16 protein-coding genes are annotated in these 17,823 nt (G+C 64.8%); 8 read left to right on the plus strand and 8 right to left on the minus strand.

Features of this window, described 5'->3' with window-relative positions; all coding sequences use genetic code 11:
* The first annotated feature begins 31 nt into the window (after positions 1–31).
* From AC5I5I_RS00920 to AC5I5I_RS00935, 4 genes are all read left to right on the plus strand, one after another.
* Positions 32–859, plus strand: a complete 828-nt coding sequence (locus tag AC5I5I_RS00920) for a DUF1236 domain-containing protein (protein ID WP_495969256.1) — start codon at positions 32–34, stop codon at positions 857–859.
* A 455-nt stretch (positions 860–1,314) separates the two neighbouring features.
* Positions 1,315–1,941, plus strand: coding sequence for a DUF1236 domain-containing protein (locus tag AC5I5I_RS00925; protein WP_495969257.1), 627 nt, complete (start codon positions 1,315–1,317; stop codon positions 1,939–1,941).
* Between the two features lie 227 nt (positions 1,942–2,168).
* The gene (locus AC5I5I_RS00930) at positions 2,169–3,041 is read left to right on the plus strand and encodes a hypothetical protein (RefSeq protein ID WP_495758511.1); all 873 of its coding nucleotides are present in this window, start codon (positions 2,169–2,171) and stop codon (positions 3,039–3,041) included.
* Between the two features lie 134 nt (positions 3,042–3,175).
* Complete coding sequence (locus AC5I5I_RS00935) at positions 3,176–3,670, plus strand: hypothetical protein (protein WP_495758510.1); 495 nt, start codon at positions 3,176–3,178, stop codon at positions 3,668–3,670.
* 30 nt (positions 3,671–3,700) lie between these two features.
* Here AC5I5I_RS00935 and AC5I5I_RS00940 read toward each other — a convergent pair whose 3' ends face one another.
* Positions 3,701–3,919 carry an alkylphosphonate utilization protein gene (locus AC5I5I_RS00940; protein ID WP_495969258.1) on the minus strand — a complete coding sequence of 73 codons (219 nt, stop codon included), beginning with the start codon at positions 3,917–3,919 and terminating at the stop codon, positions 3,701–3,703.
* Between the two features lie 281 nt (positions 3,920–4,200).
* On the opposite strand from AC5I5I_RS00940, the gene AC5I5I_RS00945 reads away from it, so the two are divergent.
* Positions 4,201–5,034: a hypothetical protein gene (locus AC5I5I_RS00945; RefSeq protein WP_495969259.1), complete on the plus strand. Its 834-nt coding sequence runs from the start codon at positions 4,201–4,203 to the stop codon at positions 5,032–5,034.
* 72 nt (positions 5,035–5,106) lie between these two features.
* Here AC5I5I_RS00945 and AC5I5I_RS00950 read toward each other — a convergent pair whose 3' ends face one another.
* From AC5I5I_RS00950 to AC5I5I_RS00965, 4 genes are all read right to left on the minus strand, one after another.
* Complete coding sequence (locus tag AC5I5I_RS00950; protein ID WP_495969260.1) at positions 5,107–5,460, minus strand: DUF1236 domain-containing protein; 354 nt, start codon at positions 5,458–5,460, stop codon at positions 5,107–5,109.
* 156 nt (positions 5,461–5,616) lie between these two features.
* Positions 5,617–5,943: a hypothetical protein gene (locus AC5I5I_RS00955; RefSeq protein WP_495969261.1), complete on the minus strand. Its 327-nt coding sequence runs from the start codon at positions 5,941–5,943 to the stop codon at positions 5,617–5,619.
* Positions 5,944–6,132: 189 nt separating this feature from the next.
* On the minus strand, positions 6,133–6,426 hold the full coding sequence (locus tag AC5I5I_RS00960; protein WP_495969262.1) for a hypothetical protein: 294 nt from the start codon (positions 6,424–6,426) through the stop codon (positions 6,133–6,135).
* A 218-nt stretch (positions 6,427–6,644) separates the two neighbouring features.
* Positions 6,645–8,456, minus strand: coding sequence for an acyl-CoA dehydrogenase C-terminal domain-containing protein (locus AC5I5I_RS00965; protein WP_495969263.1), 1,812 nt, complete (start codon positions 8,454–8,456; stop codon positions 6,645–6,647).
* Positions 8,457–8,700: 244 nt separating this feature from the next.
* On the opposite strand from AC5I5I_RS00965, the gene AC5I5I_RS00970 reads away from it, so the two are divergent.
* From AC5I5I_RS00970 to AC5I5I_RS00980, 3 genes are all read left to right on the plus strand, one after another.
* A complete protein-coding gene (locus AC5I5I_RS00970) occupies positions 8,701–11,694 on the plus strand; it encodes a tetratricopeptide repeat protein (protein ID WP_495969264.1) in 2,994 nt (997 codons plus the stop codon).
* Positions 11,695–11,859: 165 nt separating this feature from the next.
* Positions 11,860–12,786 (plus strand): sulfite exporter TauE/SafE family protein, encoded by a 927-nt coding sequence (locus AC5I5I_RS00975; RefSeq protein WP_495969265.1) that lies wholly within the window; start codon positions 11,860–11,862, stop codon positions 12,784–12,786.
* On the plus strand, positions 12,786–13,550 hold the full coding sequence (locus AC5I5I_RS00980) for a TIGR02186 family protein (RefSeq protein ID WP_495764895.1): 765 nt from the start codon (positions 12,786–12,788) through the stop codon (positions 13,548–13,550). Before AC5I5I_RS00975 ends, AC5I5I_RS00980 begins: the two co-directional genes overlap by 1 nt.
* Here AC5I5I_RS00980 and pdeM read toward each other — a convergent pair whose 3' ends face one another.
* The 3 genes from pdeM to AC5I5I_RS00995 are packed head-to-tail and all read right to left on the minus strand — an operon-like array spanning position 13,551 to position 17,819.
* Complete coding sequence (gene pdeM, locus AC5I5I_RS00985) at positions 13,551–14,261, minus strand: ligase-associated DNA damage response endonuclease PdeM (protein ID WP_495969266.1); 711 nt, start codon at positions 14,259–14,261, stop codon at positions 13,551–13,553.
* Positions 14,239–16,845 (minus strand): ligase-associated DNA damage response DEXH box helicase, encoded by a 2,607-nt coding sequence (locus AC5I5I_RS00990; protein ID WP_495969267.1) that lies wholly within the window; start codon positions 16,843–16,845, stop codon positions 14,239–14,241. The genes pdeM and AC5I5I_RS00990 overlap by 23 nt, the downstream gene beginning before the upstream one ends.
* Before the next feature lie 8 nt (positions 16,846–16,853).
* Positions 16,854–17,819: a class I SAM-dependent DNA methyltransferase gene (locus AC5I5I_RS00995; protein WP_495969268.1), complete on the minus strand. Its 966-nt coding sequence runs from the start codon at positions 17,817–17,819 to the stop codon at positions 16,854–16,856.
* Between the last annotated feature and the right edge of the window lie 4 nt (positions 17,820–17,823).

Raw genomic sequence — 17,823 nt, forward strand, 5'->3', positions numbered from 1 at the left:
AGACACTGCACCCTATGGACGCGAGGACCTTATGAAGCGCACCCTCATTTCCGCCGCTGTCGCCTCGGCCGCGATGCTCACCGCTGCGCAGGCACAGACCATCGGCACCGCCACCACCGACCTCAATCTCCGCTCCGGCCCCGATCCACAATTCCCCGTGATCGGAATGATCCGGGAGAACCAGCGCGCGAGCGTGCTCGGCTGTATCGAAGGCAGCCGCTGGTGCCAGGTCGATGTGCGCGGACGGACCGGCTGGGCCTATTCGCAATATCTGACGATGTCCGGCGATATCGCCGCCGTTCTTCCGGCTCCCGTGCTGGAGGTGGATGTGGCCACCCGACCGGTCGCCGCACCGCCGCCGGTCGTCGCCTATCGCGCCCCGGCACCGGTCGCGCAATACCCGGCGCCGGTTTATCAGGCGCCCGGACCGGTCGTGGCCTATGGCGCACCGCCGGTTGTGACGTATCAATCGCCCGCGCCCGTCTATCAGGCGCCAGCAACTGTCTATCGAGCGCCGGGGCCCGTGGTGAGCTATCGCGCGCCTGCGACCAGTGTGGTGGAAACGACCGGCGTCGCCCCGCGCGAAATCTCCGGGGCGTTCATCGCGCCGCGTGAGACGATCTACGCGTCGACCACACCGCCGCCCGCTTATATGCCGCCGTCATCGGTGCGCAGTTATCTGACGGCCAATCCAATCGACCCAGTCTATCTCGCGGGCAACCTCGAGATCGACGCCGGACTGCCCGATGACATCGACCTGTGGCCGGTGCCGAACTCGCGCTATCGCTACACTTATGTGAACGACTATCCGGTGCTGGTCGACCCCGCGACCCGGCGCATCGTGTATGTGTCGCGCTAAAGCGTGACGCCAGGCAATCGGTCGGGGCGGGTGACCTGCCCACCTCGACCGTTGCCCCCCTAATGCGGACGGCTTCTCGCCTCGAAATTCAGTGTGAGCGCGCGGTCGGCCGCGAGCACGTTAAACGACGATTGCTCGCTATAGGCCGTTCCGCAGTCGACACATTCGAACGACCTGCGGCCTGGGCGGGCGCTGGCGTTCGCGGGTACAACAGTCATCGGTCTGGCGCAACCGGGACAGGCGGGATGCTTGATCTGCGACATCTGTTTTTAATACCCGGATTCTGGACCTAACATATTGACGGAAATCAAACCGATCACGCTCCAAATATTTAACCGACGGTGCGCGAAAATTTGCGACAATTTTTATCACGTATTTGCGTGAGAAATTACACCCGCTAGCCCTTTATGCTCGCAGAAATTCCATTCGGAATTTTTCGCTCAAGAGGGGCTGTCATGAAACGCATCCTGTTATCCACGGCCATTGTCACACTGGCGCTGGCCGGCGCCGCGCAAGCACAAACCGTTGGCACTGCCACCACCGCGCTCAACATCCGTTCCGGCCCGGGGCCGGAGCAGCCGGTCATCGGCTTCATGAAGGCACGCCAGAAGGCGCAGATTCTGGGTTGCGTCGAAGGCAGCCTGTGGTGCCAGGTCCAGTTCAGGGGCCGTCAGGGCTGGGCCTATTCGCAATATATGTCACTTGCCGCCGGTAGCGGGCCCATCGTCATCCGCGAGCCCGTCGTGGTCACCTATGGCTACGCTCCGACCTATCGGCCGGATGTACCCTTGGCGCCGATCGCCGAAGCAATCACCAGCGGCGCCCGCGCCGTCGCTGCTGCGACCGAGCCTGTGGTCTACGCGTCGACCTACGCGCCGCCGCCGCCTGCCGTCAGCAACTATGTCGCCAACAACGCGGTCAACTCTTTCGCTTATGAGGGCAACGTCATCGTCGGCGCCAGCCTGCCACAGACCGTCGTGCTGACCAACGTGCCGGATTATCGCTATCAATATGTCTATGTGAACAACACGCCGGTGCTGGTCGATCCGGCGACACGGCGCATCGTCTACGTATTCCGCTGATAAAGACTTGTCGGCTAGAGGCTACACAGACCATCCGGCGGATCGACGTCCCGCCGCAGCGAATGGACCCGGAGGCGCCAGCCCCGGGTCCATTCCCGTTTCGAGTCCGGTCGTCAGCGCGCCTTAATACGTCCCCGCTCGATGCTGCATCGGCGTTTTGACAGCGAGCGCGCTTCTGTTTCAGTCTGTGTCGCCCCGCAGGCAAACAGACGGACACGCCCACTCAGATGAATGCACCATCGCAGACGGACGCGCGCACCAACGGACTGATGATGCTGATCGAGTTCGAATCGATCGACGGCATTCGTCAGTGGGAAGCGCAGCTCGACCGCCGCGGACTGACCGCGCTGGTCCAAGCACAGCATAACGTGATTGCCGCGCATCCGCAGGATTTCGTGCGGCTGGCGATGAAGGGCTATCCGATCGCCGGGCTCTATGCCGAACAGCCGTTCTGGGACATGCCCTATGACGAGCAGCTCGCGCGCATGCGCGAGGTGAAGGCCGCGATCGAACAGACGCTCGTGGTCAAGACCATGCGCGTGTTCGGCAGCAAGTATTTCGCCTATGACGAGAGCACACTGAAGGCCGCGGACGCACTCGGTGTCGACTATGTTCTGGCGCGCGGCACCGCGGGCGAGCGCGCGATCGTCTACGCGCCGCGCGAATACAAGGCCAGGATCATCTCGGTGTCGAACGTGCCGTTCGGCGACATGGGGACGGGGTCGCTGTGCGATTACAGCCTGTGGGCGCGCGGCTCGACCGATGCGGATTTCTTCGACCTGGTGCAGAATGTGATCGAGCGGCGGCCCTCCGACATGATTTTGGTGTCGCACGCCTATCTCGGCGGCACCAGAGCCGGATGGTGGCGCGGCTACGAGGCCGCGCTCGACAGCGACGATGTGCAATGGCGAAAATTCGACGACTGGATCGGCGCGCTGGAGCTGATCGACCTGCCCTATGCCAGCATTCCGGTGAACCGCGAGGTCAAATACCAGGCGCCGAAACCGGCGATGCCGCTCCACCGGATGGAGCCTGTACCGGGCCTGAGCGCGACCGGACACGCGCCCGGATCCGCGCAGGATGGATTGCTGTGTCAGTAGAGGCCGCGGCGCGCGTCCATTTGCAGGACGCGCCTTAACAAAGGATTCATCGGTTCTTGGCGAGCCATTAAACTCTTCTGAGTAACGTGCACGCGGATTGCGGATTGATCCGCCAGTTGTGACAGGCGTGCGACATGGTTCAATGGACTGACAAGCCGGCGCGCGAGCCGAAACCGCAAGTCGTGCCGGAAGAGCCGAAGGCCGAAGAGCGCAGGCCTGAAACGGTGGCGCGCCCCATGGTTCGCAAGGCGCGCAGGAGCCGGATGGCCGGCACGCTCCAAGTGGTGACGATCTGCGGCGTGTTCGGCCTGATCGTCACAGCCGTTTTGATGTTCAAGGACATGAAGGCGCCGTCGGCCACGGCCTCGCCCACCACAGCGTCGGCCAGCCCAGCCTCTCCCGGCACGGCGTCTGCGGCCACGCAGGAGCGCGATCCCGCCACCGGCCGTATCGTGGTCATGGACCGCGACCAATGCCGCGAACTCGGCTTCGATAACCAGAGCGGCAAGATGGTCCACAAGGGCGCGGTGAACTGTCACGACGCCGCGCATGGCAGCACGACCGGCCAGTCGCTGTACCGGCATCCGACCAACCGGCTGGACCATATCCGGCGCTCGTTCGCGCAGTGACGGCGGCCTGAGCGCCGCCGGGCGCGCCCGTCAGGCCTTTTTCAGGAATTCCGTCTTCAGGACGAGACCCTTCACCTGCTTGGTGTTGCATTCGATCTCGCCGGCATCGCCGGTGAGCCGGATGTTCTTGACCAGCGTGCCGCGCTTCAGCGTCTCCGACGTGCCCTTCACCTTCAGGTCCTTGATCAGCGTCACCGAGTCGCCGTCGTTCAGGATGGTGCCGTTGCTGTCACGGGTGGTTTCGGTCATGGGCCATCGATCTCGCAGGTTGCATTCGCGATCGCGAATCGCGCGACCGTACAACACCGCGGACGGAACCGCACCGGCGTCACGCAGACGGCCCAATCGCTTCTGATCCCGACATCCGCTGCCGGAAAATTCGGCAACCGATGCAACCTTGCTGAGGTGTCAGAGTTTCATGACGCAATCGCGGAGAAAACCAGCATGCATTCGATCATCTACATCGTCGGCCTGATCGTCGTGGTCATGGCCATCCTCAGCTTCTTCGGCCTTCGATAAGGACACGATCCATGACTGACACCACCACCGTGGTCGCGATGCCGGGCGACCGCTCCACAAATTTTGACTGGGGCGCAATCACCGGCGGCGCTTTGATCGCCACCGCTTTGTCCTTTGTGCTTTTTGCCTTCGGGTCGGCGGCGGGCGTCGCCTCCGTCTCTCCCTATAGCTGGAATAATCCGTCGGGCATGACGCTGACCATCGTCGGCGCGGCCTATGTCTCGGTGGTGATGATCGGGTCGTTCCTGGTCGGCGGATACTTTGCCGGCCGCTATCGGCGTCCCACCGGCACGTCGGCCTCGATCGAGGAGCGTCAGTCGCGCGATGGCGCGCACGGCCTGTTGATGTGGGCGCTGGCGCTGCTGATCGGCGTTGCCGTCGCCTATTGGTCGACGACGGCCGTGGTCTCCGGCGTCGCCACCACGGCCGGCACCGCCGTGGCCGGCGCCGCGCGCAGCGATGCGGTGTCGACGGCGATCGACCGGATGATGCGTGCCGGTCCCGCCGATCCCGCCGCCGCCCCTACAGCCGCGGCACCGCGCGATTCCCGCGCCGAGATCGCCCGCGTCATCACCACCAATGCGCTGACCCGCGGCGAGATCAGCAACGAGGATCGCGATTACGTCGCGCGCCTGGTCGCGGCCGAAACGCGGCTCACGCCGGAAGAAGCGCGCAAGCGCGTCGACACCACCATCGAGCAGGCCAAGCAGGCGGCCAATACCGCGCGCAAGGCCGCGGCCGGCATCGCCTTCCTGATCGGCGCGCTGTCGATGTTTGCGGCCGGCGCCGCCTACTGGGCGGCAATGGCCGGCGGCCGCGAGCGCGACACGAACGTGTGGCGATAGCGGCGCCATTGCCTGAGCGTTACGAGCCCGGCCACGTTAATCGTGGCCGGGCTTTTTCGTACGGGGACGCATTCAATCGAACACATAAACAACCCGGCGGGTCGACGGCTCGACGAAATAGACCGTCTCGCCCGAATGAAAGTAGCGGTACCGCGTAGCCGAAGGACCCCATCCTTCCGGTACCGGATAAGTCTCCACGTCGTCGGGCAGCATCACGCCCACGGCAATGCCCTTGCGGGCCGCGATGGGTCGCTGACGCTTGATCCAGTCACTCACGGCATCGCGCTCTTCCGGCGTGAAGGTGACGGCGGCCTTCGCCTGGCCTGCGTCGACCCGCGCAGGCTGCGCGCCCGCGACTGACGCCCCCGCCATGGGCGCCGCAACGATGGCCAGTGCCGCGACAGCAGCAAGCAGCGTCGGTTTCATCAAAGTGTCTCCGCTCCGGGCAAAAGCCTTGTTGGCTCAGTAAACGCGACAAATCGCGAGACACGCGGAAGTAAAGGCGGCCTGCGGGTCACGCTTGCAGGACCCGCCGGACTTGAGGCCCAACGGATCCATTCGAAGCGATCAGGCAACGATGCCTCAGAACACGCCGATACCGAACGGGCCGACGCCGATCCCGATGGCCGGGCCGCCATAGGCGCCGTAATAGGGCTGCGCATAGCCCCTGTTGTAACCATAGCCTCGATTGTAGCCGTAGGCGCGCGGCGCATAGTAACGCTGCGACACGCGGGCACGGCGATTGGTATTGTAGCATCGTCCGTTCCGGTCGCAGGCAACGCGGGCCTGGTGCACGAGGCTTTCGCCGGCTGCAGGCAATCCGCTGTTGAACGGCATGGCTGACGCAGCGCCCATCGATAGTCCGCCGATGGCCGCGGCTGCAAATGTACTCAAGAAGAGGTTTTTCATCTTCGCAATCTCCAGGGTGAGGCCGGGAGAGCTGCTACAAATTGTTTTGTCGTTCAAATGTGCAGAGGCCGGTGTCTAAGGCAACGCGGCACGAGTTCATTAGGTTCCACCGGCAGCCGCTGTAATGGCCGACACGCGCAGAGCTCTTTCCGCCCTCCCTCTGATCACGCGAAGCGTGCGCCATCCGGGCTACGCTTGCTGCGTATATTTCAATCGTAGTTTCTGCCGGTCGGCTTCGGATTCGACCCACTCTTCGATGTAGCCACATTGGGCGCACACGAACCGCGTCACATTGACGGACGAAAAGATCGTTCGTCCGGCGGGGATATTGTTGCCGGAGCCGAATGCGCCCGTCTGTCCAGCCACTCTCAGGATATCGGAGGAGGCGCACTTTGCGCACGCGCCGCTGTTTTTCATAGCTTTGTCCTGACTGACGCTCGATAACAAGAGCGCAACACCCGATGGATCGAGCGGATCAGACAAGCGCAATCCGTCGACCAAGTCCAATCTGCGGGTTACGGCTTTGGCCAGGGCGCTTTCGTTTTCGCAGCCGCGTAGCCCGCATTAGCGCAGCAACATGCGGGAAGGCCCCGGATAAACAATGGGGCGGCCGCTCGCTCGAAGCGATGGAGTTACTAAAGGAAAAGTATCCAGCTCACGCGATCGAGTTCAAAGCGGTCTCCGCGGGAGAGTAGGTTAGACTAAAACCCCTCTGCCCCCATCTCCATCACACTGCCCGCCCCCGCCTCGATCCGCTTCAGTTGCGCCGCGGTTTCCGGCAGCATCTTCTCGCCGAAAAAGCGCGCGACGATCAGCTTGTTCTTCAGCGCCTGCGCATCGAGTGAACCGCCACCGCTCGCATCGCGCGCCGCGAGCTTTTCATTCACCGCCAGCACGATCCGCCCCCACATCAGGCCGAGCGCGACCAGTCCGAACATGTGCATGAAGTCGGACGCGCCGGCGCCGGCATTGTCCGGCGCCTTCAGCGCGTTGTTCATGAACCACATCGTCGCCGCCTGCAGATGCCCGAGCGACACGTCGAGCGGCTCGATGATCGGCTTCATCGCCTCGTCCGCGCGGTGCGCATTGATGAAGCCCTGCACCTCGGCGAAGAACGCCATCACCGCGCGACCGCCGTCCTTCGCCAGCTTGCGGCCGACCAGATCGAGCGCCTGGATGCCGTTGGCGCCCTCGTAGATCATCGGGATGCGCGCATCGCGCACGAATTGCTCCATGCCCCATTCGGAAATGTAGCCGTGCCCGCCATACATCTGCTGCGCGTTCACGGCATTGGCGAACCCTAAGTCGGTCAGCACGCCCTTCACCACCGGGGTCAAGAGGCCCATCATGTCGTCGGCGTGCTGGCGCTCTTTTGCATCCTGCGAGCGATGCGCGAGGTCTCCGTATAAAGCCGTCTGGATCACCAGCGCACGCGCTGCTTCGTTGAAGGCGCGGATGGACAATAGCGTGCGCCGCACATCCGGATGCACGATGATCGGATCGGCCGGCTTGTCGGGGAATTTCGGCCCCGTCAGCGAACGGCCCTGCAGGCGCTCCTTCGCGTAGATCACCGCGTTCTGATACGCAACCTCCGACATCGCGAGACCCTGCACGCCGACGCCGAGCCGCGCTTCGTTCATCATCACGAACATCGCGGCAAGCCCGCGATTCTCCTGTCCGATCAGATAGCCGGTGGCATTGTCGTAATTCATCACGCAGGTGGCGTTGCCGTGAATGCCCATCTTATGCTCGATCGAGCCGCAGGCGACGCCATTGCGCGCGCCGAGCGTGCCGTCGTCGTTGACCATCACCTTGGGCACGATGAACAGCGAGATGCCCTTGGTGCCTTCCGGCGCGCCTTCGATGCGCGCCAGCACCAGATGGATGATGTTTTCGGTGAGGTCCTGCTCGCCGCCCGAGATGAAGATTTTGGTGCCCGAGATCTTGTAAGAGCCCTCCGGCTGCTTGACCGCCTTGGTACGCAGCAAGCCTAGATCCGTGCCGCATTGCGGTTCGGTGAGGTTCATGGTGCCGGCCCAGACACCCTCGATCATCTTCGGCAGGAATTTTCGTTTCAGTTCGTCATTGCCATGGGTGAGGATCGCCGCGACCGCGCCCTGCACCAGGCCGGAATACATCGAGAAGGCGAGATTGGCCGAGGCCAGGAACTCGTTGATGATCACGGTCAGCGTGCCGGGCAGTCCCTGCCCGCCATACTCGGCCGGGCACGACAGCCCGACCCAGCCGCCGGCCACGAGTTGGCCATACGCCTCCTTGAATCCCGTCGGCGTGGTGACGCGTCCATCCTCGTGGCGCGTACATCCCTCGATATCGCCTGTTCGATTGAGAGGAGTGAGCACCTCGGAGCAGAGCTTCCCTGCTTCTACGAGCATTGCTTCGACCACGTCGGGCGTCGCATCGCCAAATCCCGCCACATTGTTGTGGCGCTCGATGTGGAACACATCGTTCAGCAGGAACATCACATCGTCCGTGGGCGCGTTGTAGACCGGCATCGCTCGTCCCCAATGTCCGTGCCCCCGAATCGCAGGGCAGCTTTCGGTTTGCGTACGCTATTTGGTTTCGCGGCCGCGTGCGACGGGCAGCATTTTTGTTAAGAGATTCCTGCGGTTAACCGCTTATTTACCGTGACAATGAAAAGTCGGCTCCGGGGGACGGGCCGCTGTTCGTGAGACCCCAATTCTACGGAATGGCGGCCGCTGAAGGCGCGAAAGCCGGTCAGGCGATGCGGGTCATGCAATGAACGAGCGCGTGCGAACGACGGAGAACGGTGCTCGGCCGGATGAGCCTGCGGCTGCGCCGAATCCGAATTATTTCCCGCCCGCGAGCTATGGCGCCGCCGCGCAATATGTTCCGCCGCCGCCTTATCAGCCACAGACCTATCCGGGACCGGGCTATCCGCCACAGGCCTATGCCCCGCAGGGATACCCGCAAGGCTACCCCCCGCAGGCTTACGCCCCGCAGGTTTATGCACCCCCGGCTTATCCGCAGGGCTATCCGCCGCAAGGGCATTATCCGGCTGCGCCGGCCCTGGCGCCCTATCATCAGGCCCCGCCGTCCTATCCGGCTGCGCCCGCCTACGGTCCGGCACCCTATGCCGCGCCGGAGCCGCAGCAGCGCGACCAGGTCTCCCATCCGGCCGCTCAAGTGCCTGCAAACGTTGACGATGCGGTCGCCCAGATCGCCGCCCGCATGCGTGCGCTCGACATCGACCCGGCCGCGACACGGCAGCATGTGGCGCCGCCGCTCGCGCCGGCCTATCCGGATCAGCCTGCTTATGCCGAGCCCCTGCGTCATGCGCCGGGCCCGGACCTGTCGGGGCTTGAATCGCAAATCCGCAATCTGACCGCGCAGATCGAGACCCTGCGGCAGCCGGTGCCGGACTTTTCCGGCGCGTTGCGTGAGCTTCGCGCCGACCTGTCGGAGATTTCCAGTCGCCTGCTCGAGGCGATGCCGCGCCGCGCCATCGAGGCGCTGGAAGCGGAAGTGCGGCGGCTTGCCGAGCGCATCGATGTCAGCCGGGCGGCCGGCGTCGATCCGGACGCCATAGCCGGGATGGAACGCTCTCTGGCAGATGTGCGCGAGGCGATCCGCAGTCTCAAGCCGGCCGAAAGCCTGGCAGGCTTCGAACAGGCGATCCGTACCTTGTCGGAGCGGCTCGACCAGTCGGCGGGCGCCTATCAGGATCCGGCCTCGCTGCAGCAGCTCGAAAGCTCGATCGTGGCGTTGCGCGGGATCGTCGCGAATGTGGCGTCGAACGACACGCTGGCCGGATTGTCGGAAGAAATCCGCGGGCTGTCGGCGCAGGTCGAACGGGTGGCGGCATCGTCGCGCGGCTTCGACTCCGACATGCTGCAGACGCTCGAACAGCGCATCGCGGCGCTGCCGGTTCTGGGCGCGATCGAGCGCGGTTTCGCCGATTTGAAGGCGCGATTTGACCAGATTCCGGTCACAGCCCAGCAGCCGGTCATCGACCCCACCCCCGCCGTCGACCATCTGAAGCGGGATCTGGTCCGTACGCAGGATTCGCTCGAGGCCGTGCATTCGACGCTGGGCCACCTGGTCGACCGGCTTGCTACGATCGAGAGCGGCATTCGCGAGGCGCGCTTCGCAGCGGAAGAACCGGCACCGATGCCGATGCCCGCAACGCCGACACAGACGGCCGAACGCCGGATGCCGAGGGCCGAGTTCCCGCAAATGCCGGCTGACATGCCCCGCATGTCGGCGCCCGTCGCCGAGCCGCGTCCCGAACCGCGTTCCATGCCGAAACCCGCCGGCGATCTCCGGCCGTCCGCAGCCGACGCACCCAAAACCAGCACCTCACCCGCACCGACGCCACAGGCCGCGCAACCGAAACCCGCGCCGTCTTCAGTGCGCGAACGCCACGCCATCGATCCGAGCCTGCCGCCGGACTTCCCGCTCGAGCCCGGTTCGGGCACCCCGCGCGCACGTCCGCCGGCGACGGCGGCGGAACGGATCGCAGCCTCGGAGGCGGCGCTCGGTGCTGCCAAGCCGGGTGGAGCAAACCACCCCGGACAGACCAATTTCATCGCTGCAGCCCGCCGGGCCGCGCAGGCCGCGGCAACCGCGGCACCCGAGATCTCCGCCGAACGACCGGCAGAAGCGTCCGAGGATTCAGGCAAATCGATCAGCCGGAAAGTCCGCGCGCTATTCGTCGGCGCCAGCGCGCTCGTTCTGATTGCCGCATCCGCACGCGTCGCCATCGACCTGTTCGATATCGGCAACCCGTCGGTGAGCGAGGTCAGCGCCCCCGCAAACTTCGACGCTGCCGACGCCCCGGAACCGCAACAGCCCCGTCCGGTCGTCAGTGCGCCTGTCATGACGCCATCCAAGCCGGACCTCTTCGCTGCGCCTCCTTCAGGCGTCATCGAGCGTCCCAGGGCTGAGGTGCAACGTCCTGCCCCACCACCGGCCGCCGCCGATTCAACCGGCTCGATCGCACCAGCCGGCGCGCTCACCAATCCCCTCGTCCAACCGGCACCGGCCATGGCGCGCGGCCCCATCCCGCCGCTTCCAGACAAGCTGCCCGCTGCATTGCGCAACGCCGCAATCAAGGGGCAGCCGGCGGCGGAATTCGAGATCGGCATTCGCCTGATCGAAGGCCGCGGCATCGCGCAGAATACCGAGGCCGGATTGCGGTGGCTGGAACGCGCCGCCGAAACCGGACTCGCTCCCGCACATTTCCGCATCGCCGGCCTTTACGAAAAAGGGATTGGCGTGAAGAAAAACCTGACCATCGCACGACGCCACTACATCGCTGCCGCCGAGAAGGGCAACGCCAAGGCGATGCACAACATGGCTGTGCTTTACGCCGAGGGCATCGACGGCAAGCCGGATTACAAGACCGCCGCCGAATGGTTCCGCCGCGCGGCCGATTACGGCGTCGCCGACAGCCAGTACAATCTCGCGATCCTTCATGCTCGCGGGATCGGCGTCGAACAGAACATCCTCGAATCCTACAAGTGGCTCGCGCTGGCCGCACTCCAGGGCGACAATGATGCGGCAAAGAAACGCGACGAGATCGGCTCGAAGCTAGACGCCGCTTCGCTGGCCGCCGCCCGCAATGCGGTTCAGTCCTTCACTGCGCAGCCGCAGCCCGAAGACGCGGTAACGGTCGCAGCACCTCCCGGCGGCTGGGATCGTCCCGCCGCCGACTCGGCGCCCGGCCGCAAGCCGCGGGCCGGCAGTGTCGCGAAGGTCACGGCATCCTGACGATCGGTAAAATCCGCGAATTTCACTCATAAAGCAGTCGACTCATCCGCACAGTCATGTACGGAAGGGACAAACGCGGCGTCATTCGGCGGCCGCGCGCCGGATTATTTGCCGCATCATTCACGCGGGGGCGCCTGACCCCGCCAAGGACGGCTGCCGCGACCGGTGCAAATCTATCTCCCCATTGCCGACCTTCCGGTCAACATGTTCCTTCTGCTGGGCATGGGGCTGGCGGTCGGCTTCATTTCGGGGATGTTCGGGATCGGCGGCGGATTTCTGATGACGCCGCTCCTGATCTTCATCGGCATCAATCCGGCCGTCTCGGTGGCCACCGTCGCGAGCCACATCGCCGCATCTTCCACCTCAAGCGCCCTCAGCTATTGGCGGCGAAACGCCATCGACATGCCGCTGGCGATGATGTTGCTCGCGGGCGGCATCGTCGGGACCGCGGGCGGCGTCTGGATTTTCACCGTCCTGCGATCCGCCGATCTGCTCGATCTGGTGATCGCGCTGTCCTACGTGGTGTTGCTGGTTGCTGTCGGCGGCATGATGGTGAACGAGGCCATTCGCGCCATCATGCGGTCTTACCAGGGCTATCCGGTGGTCCTGCGCCGTCCTGGCAGCCACACCTGGCTGCATGGATTGCCGTTCAAAGTCCGGTTCAAGCGCTCGAAAATCTATGTGTCCGCGATCCCCGTCCTCGGGATCGGCTTCATCATCGGATTCATTGGCGCCCTGATGGGCATCGGCGGCGGCTTTCTGCTGGTGCCGATGCTGATCTATTTCCTGCGCGTGCCGACCGCGACTGTGATCGGTACGTCCACGGTGCTGACATTGATCACCATGGCATCGGCGACGGTGATGCACGCCGCGACCAACCAGTTGGTCGATGCATTGCTCGCCCTTATTCTGATGGTCGGCGGCGTGGTCGGCGCCCAGTTCGGCGCCCGTGCCGGGCAGCGGATGCGGGCGGAACGGCTGCGGCTCCTGCTTGGCTTGCTGGTGCTCGGCGTCGGCGTCCGCTTCGCGCTCAACCTGGTGATCGAACCGTCCGAACTGTTCTCCATCCGCTTCACGGGGGACGGCGGATGATCAAACGCATCGCCATTTCCTGTGCCCTGCTGCTGCTTGCGGCCATCCCCGCTTCCGCGGAACGGCTGATCACGTCGCTGTCCAGCCACCAGGTATTGGTGACGTCCAGCTTCACGGGTACCGAACTGGTCCTGTTCGGCTCGATCGAGCGCGATGCCAAAACGGTGTCGCGCAAGGGCGAGTACGATATCGTCGTCACCGTCACCGGCCCGCGCGAGACCCTGGTGGTACGCCGCAAGGACCTGGTCGTCGGCATCTGGACCAATACGGAATCGCGCAGCTTCCTGAACACGCCGACCTATCTCGCGGTGCTGAGCGACCGCCCGGTGAACGAAATTGCATCGGCCGAATTGCTGCGCCGGCAGGAAATCGGCATGTCGCTGGTGCCCCGCGCGGCGCTGACATCCGCGATCCAGTCCGGCGAACACGACGTCTTCCGCGAAGCGCTGATCCGCCTGCGCAAGCAGCGCAACCTCTATATCGAGGATCCGACGGGCGTGACGTTCCTGACTCCCAATCTGTTCCGTGCCACCATCAGGCTTCCCGCCGAATCCCCGGTCGGTTCCTATGATGTCGATGTGAGACTGTTCGCAGACGGCACCGAGCTCGCACGCGCCAACTCCGCGCTGGAAGTCGTAAAGGTCGGGGTCGAGCAATTCATCGTCAATGCCGCCGCCAATCACGGCATACTCTATGGTCTGTTCACGACCCTGATGGCGCTTGCGACCGGCTGGTTTGCGGCGCTGATTTTCAGGAAAGACTGATCAGCCCGGCAGGCAGCGCGACGCATCGACCGCGTAAAGCCGGGTGGCGCCCAGCATGTGGGCGCGGAACGACAGTGCACCGAACACGGTCATGAAGGCCGGTGCGCGGATGTTGAGGCCGCCGGTAAACGCGCCGAAGGCCGGCATCACCATGCGCTCGGCGTCGATCGCAAAACACTTGCGGCTGACCGAGCGGCCGCGCGCGCTGATCCGCGCCATCGGATGCAGATGCCCTGCGATCTCGCCCGCCTGACCGAGCGGCTCATGGCGGAAAACCACAGATCCGATCGCCAATTCAGGCGTGAACACGCCGCCGATCCCGATTGCCGGATCCGGATCGTGATTGCCCGCCACCCAGATCCAGTCGCGGCCCTGCTGAAGCGCCCCGATCGCGTCACGGTCCGCATCACCAAGCCGCCGCGGCCCGTCGCCATCATGGAAACTGTCGCCCAGCGCGAGCACGGTGCGCGGCCGGTAACGCATGATCGCTTCGCACAGCCGCGCGAGCGTCGCTGCGGTATCGAATGGCGGCAGCAGGGCGCCATAGCGCGCGAAGCTCGACGCCTTCTCGAAATGCAGGTCGGACACCGCGAGCAGCCGTTCCGCCGGCCACCACAGAATGCCCGCGGGATCGACCACAAGCCTGCTGCCGGCCAGTTCCACCTCGTCTGTCTGATAATCCGGCCAGCTAATTGCCGCTGTTGCGACCACCCGAAGCCCCTGTCATTGCCTCTTGTACCAATTCGTCCGCGGTTTCCGCCAGAAGCGCATCCGCAGCTTCGCCGTACACCGTCTCGCGGCCGATTTCGAGCATCACCGGAACCGCGAGCGGCGATACGTGCTCCAGCGGCTTATGGACGATTCGCCCCCTGATCCGGGAGAGCATTTCGCCGAGCCGCTTGATATCGAGCAGACCTGTTGCCGCATCGGCACGGGCCGCCTTCAGGAGCAGGTGATCGGGCTGGTGCTTGCGCAAAACGTCATAAATCAGGTCGGTCGAGATCGTGACCTGCCTGCGCGTTTTCTCCCGGTCGGTCGAGCGGCGCTGGATCAGGCCGGCGATCACCGCATTGGTCCGGAACGTCCGTTTCATCATCATGGATTCGGCGAGCCAGGCTTCCAGGTCGTCGCCGAGCATGTCCTCGTCGAACAGGTCCGCAAGCGAAAGTTCCCCGCGGCGAACCTTCAGCCCGATATCTGCCAGTCCCCACACCGCCAGCGCATATTCGTTGGCAACGAAGCCCAGCGGACGCATCCGGGCGCGCTCGAGCCTTCGTGTCAGCAGCATGCCGAGGGTCTGATGCGCCAGCCGGCCCTCGAACGGATAGCAGACAAGGTATTGCTTGTCGGCGCGCGGGAATGTCTCGACCAGCAATTCATGCGGGCCGGGCAGAACCGAGCGCCGCTGCTGGATCTCGAGCCATTCGCGCACCGGCGCCGGCAGCGCCGTCCACTCCGAAGGTGTCGCGAGAATGTTGCGCACCCGTGACGCCAGATAGGTCGAGAGCGGGAACTTGCCGCCTTCATAGGACGGCACTTTCGGGTCGTCATCGGTCGCGCGCGAGACATAAAGCTCGTCCTCGACCATCCCCTCGTAGCGCAGCACTTCGCCCGCGAACACGAAGGTATCACCCTGCGCCAACGTTTCCGCGAAGTATTCCTCGACCTGACCGAGTATGCGACCACCGCGCCCGATCGGCCCGGTGCGTCCGCTTGCGCCGCCACGTGAGCGCACCAGCCTCACTTTCAGCATCACCGCCTCGACGATGGTGCCGACATTCATCCGATAGGCCTGCGCGAAACGCGGATGCGTCACGCGCCAGCGGCCGGACTTGTCCTGCTTGATCTTGGCGAAGCGCTCATAGGCTTTCAGCGCATAGCCACCGGTCGCGACGAAATCGATGGTGGCATCGAAATCGGCGCGGGTCAGGTCGCGATATGGTGCGGCGGACGTCACCTCATCATACAGGACGTCGGCATCGAACGGCTCACCGCAGGCGGTGCCGAGCACATGTTGTGCGAGCACATCGAGCGCGCCGGTGCGGAGCGGTGGCGTATCCTGCGCATTGTCGCCGACCGCTTCGATCGCGGCGCGGCATTCCAGCACCTCGAAGCGATTGGCCGGCACGAGTATGCCGCGCGAAGGCTCGTCCAGCCTGTGGTTTGCGCGGCCGATCCGCTGCAGCAGGCGCGACGAGCCTTTCGGCGCGCCGACATTGATAACGAGATCGATGTCGCCCCAGTCGATGCCGAGATCGAGCGAGGAGGTACACACCACCGCGCGCAGCTTCGCGGCGGCCATGGCGTCTTCGACCTTGCGCCGCTGCGCCACATCGAGGGAGCCGTGATGCAACGCGATCGCGAGTCCGTCGTCGTTGATCCGCCACAGTTCCTGAAAGATCAGTTCGGCCTGGCTACGGGTATTGACGAAGACCAGCGTGGTCTTGTGCTTCCTGATCAGATCGTAGATCTGCGGAAAGGCGTGACGCGCGGAATGTCCGGCCCAGGGAATGTAAGAGTCCGGATCGCGCGCATCCGGCTCCATCATGGTGACATGCGGCTCGGCGCCGGCTTTCGCGATCACCAGATCGGCGAGATGTTCGCCGGCGCGCGGCTGCGGCACCAGATAGCGGCGCAGGTCGTCGGGTTCGGCGACGGTTGCCGACAAACCGATGGTATGCAAACCGGGCGCGAGCCGGAACAGCCGCGCGAGCGCAAGCGACAGGAGGTCGCCGCGCTTGGAGGTAACCAGCGCGTGCAGTTCGTCGAGGATCACGCGCTTCAGCGTGCCGAACAGATACGGCGCATCGGCGGAGGCGAGAAGAAGCGCAAGCTGCTCCGGCGTGGTCAGCAGGATATCGGGCGGATCGCGGCGCTGGCGCGTGCGCTTGGATACCGGCGTATCGCCGGTCCGCGTCTCGATCCGGATCGGCAGCTTCATCTCGGCGACAGGGGTCTCGAGATTCCGCGCGATGTCGACCGCGAGTGCTTTCAGCGGCGAGATGTAGAGTGTGTGGAGGCCCCCGGCGCGCCGGATGCCGCGGCCCGTGGAGACGAGCTTGGCCTGCGCCGCCGCCCCGCGCAGTTCCTCACTCAACTCCACCAGCGTCGGCAGAAAGCCCGCGAGCGTCTTGCCGCCTCCGGTCGGCGCAATGAGGAGCACCGATTTGTCCTCGCGCGCCCGGTTCAGCAATTCGAGCTGATGCGCACGCGGCGCCCAGCCGCGCGCGGCGAACCAGCGCGCGAACGTGTCCGGCAGACTGTCAGGTGGAGCGATCGGATCGAGGAGGGTCACGCCCCACTCTACCTTACGGACAATGGCGAAGCCGGGGCGCGCTCCGCGATCACCAGCAATCCCGGCACCGGCACATCGGCCTCCATGCGGGTCGAGACCGGCGCGAGCTCGTGGATGGTCAGCCCGGCCGCTTCCAGCGCGGATCGCACATGCGCCTCGCCATGGGCGTAGCGCAGCTTCGGACCGAGGATCACACCGCCCTCGTCATGGGTCTCGACCGTGAAGGCGAACAGCCCTTCCGCTGCCAACACGTCGTGAACGAGCGAGGCGATCAGCGTCAGGTCGGCACAATAGACAAACACATCCGCCGCCACGACCAGGTTGAAGCGGGCATCGGCACGGATGTGGCGGTCGAGGCTTTCGGTCAGGTCGCCGGTGTCGAGCTTGTCATAGAGTTTCTTGCGCCGCGCCTGCGCGATCATGCCGGGCGACAGGTCGACGCCCTCGATCCAGTCGCAGACCGGCCGGAACACGGCGCCTGACAGTCCGGTGCCGCAGCCGAGGTCGAGCATGGCGGCGAAATGGATTGGCCGTTTTTTTGAGCGGCACGCCTCCGCTACGGTCTCCGCCAGCAGGTCCGGCGCGGTATAGGCCAGCGCTTTAAGCGCATCGTCGAACTTCACCGCGTATTGGTCGAACACCGAGCGCACGTAATCCGCCGACATCGCATGCCCGCCGATATTGAGCAGCCGCAGCCGCAGGCCAGCCCCGTGCCGGTCGGACGTGTCGGCGGCCAGCGCCTGCTCGAAGGCGGCCACCGCCCCTGCCCGGTCGCCTGCGATCTCGCGCAGATGCCCGAGATCGAACCAGGCCGCGGCGAAGCCGGGCGTCCGCTCGACCGTCTGCTCCAGCAGGTCGAGCGCGGCGGCATGATCGCCCCGCTCCCGGAACTCGCGCGCCATGCCGTAGCGCCGGTCGGCGATCAGGTCGCCCGACGACTGAAACAGGGATTGGCCTTGCTGCGTTGAAGACATCCGC

The sequence above is a fragment of the Pseudorhodoplanes sp. genome, assembly GCF_059499825.1.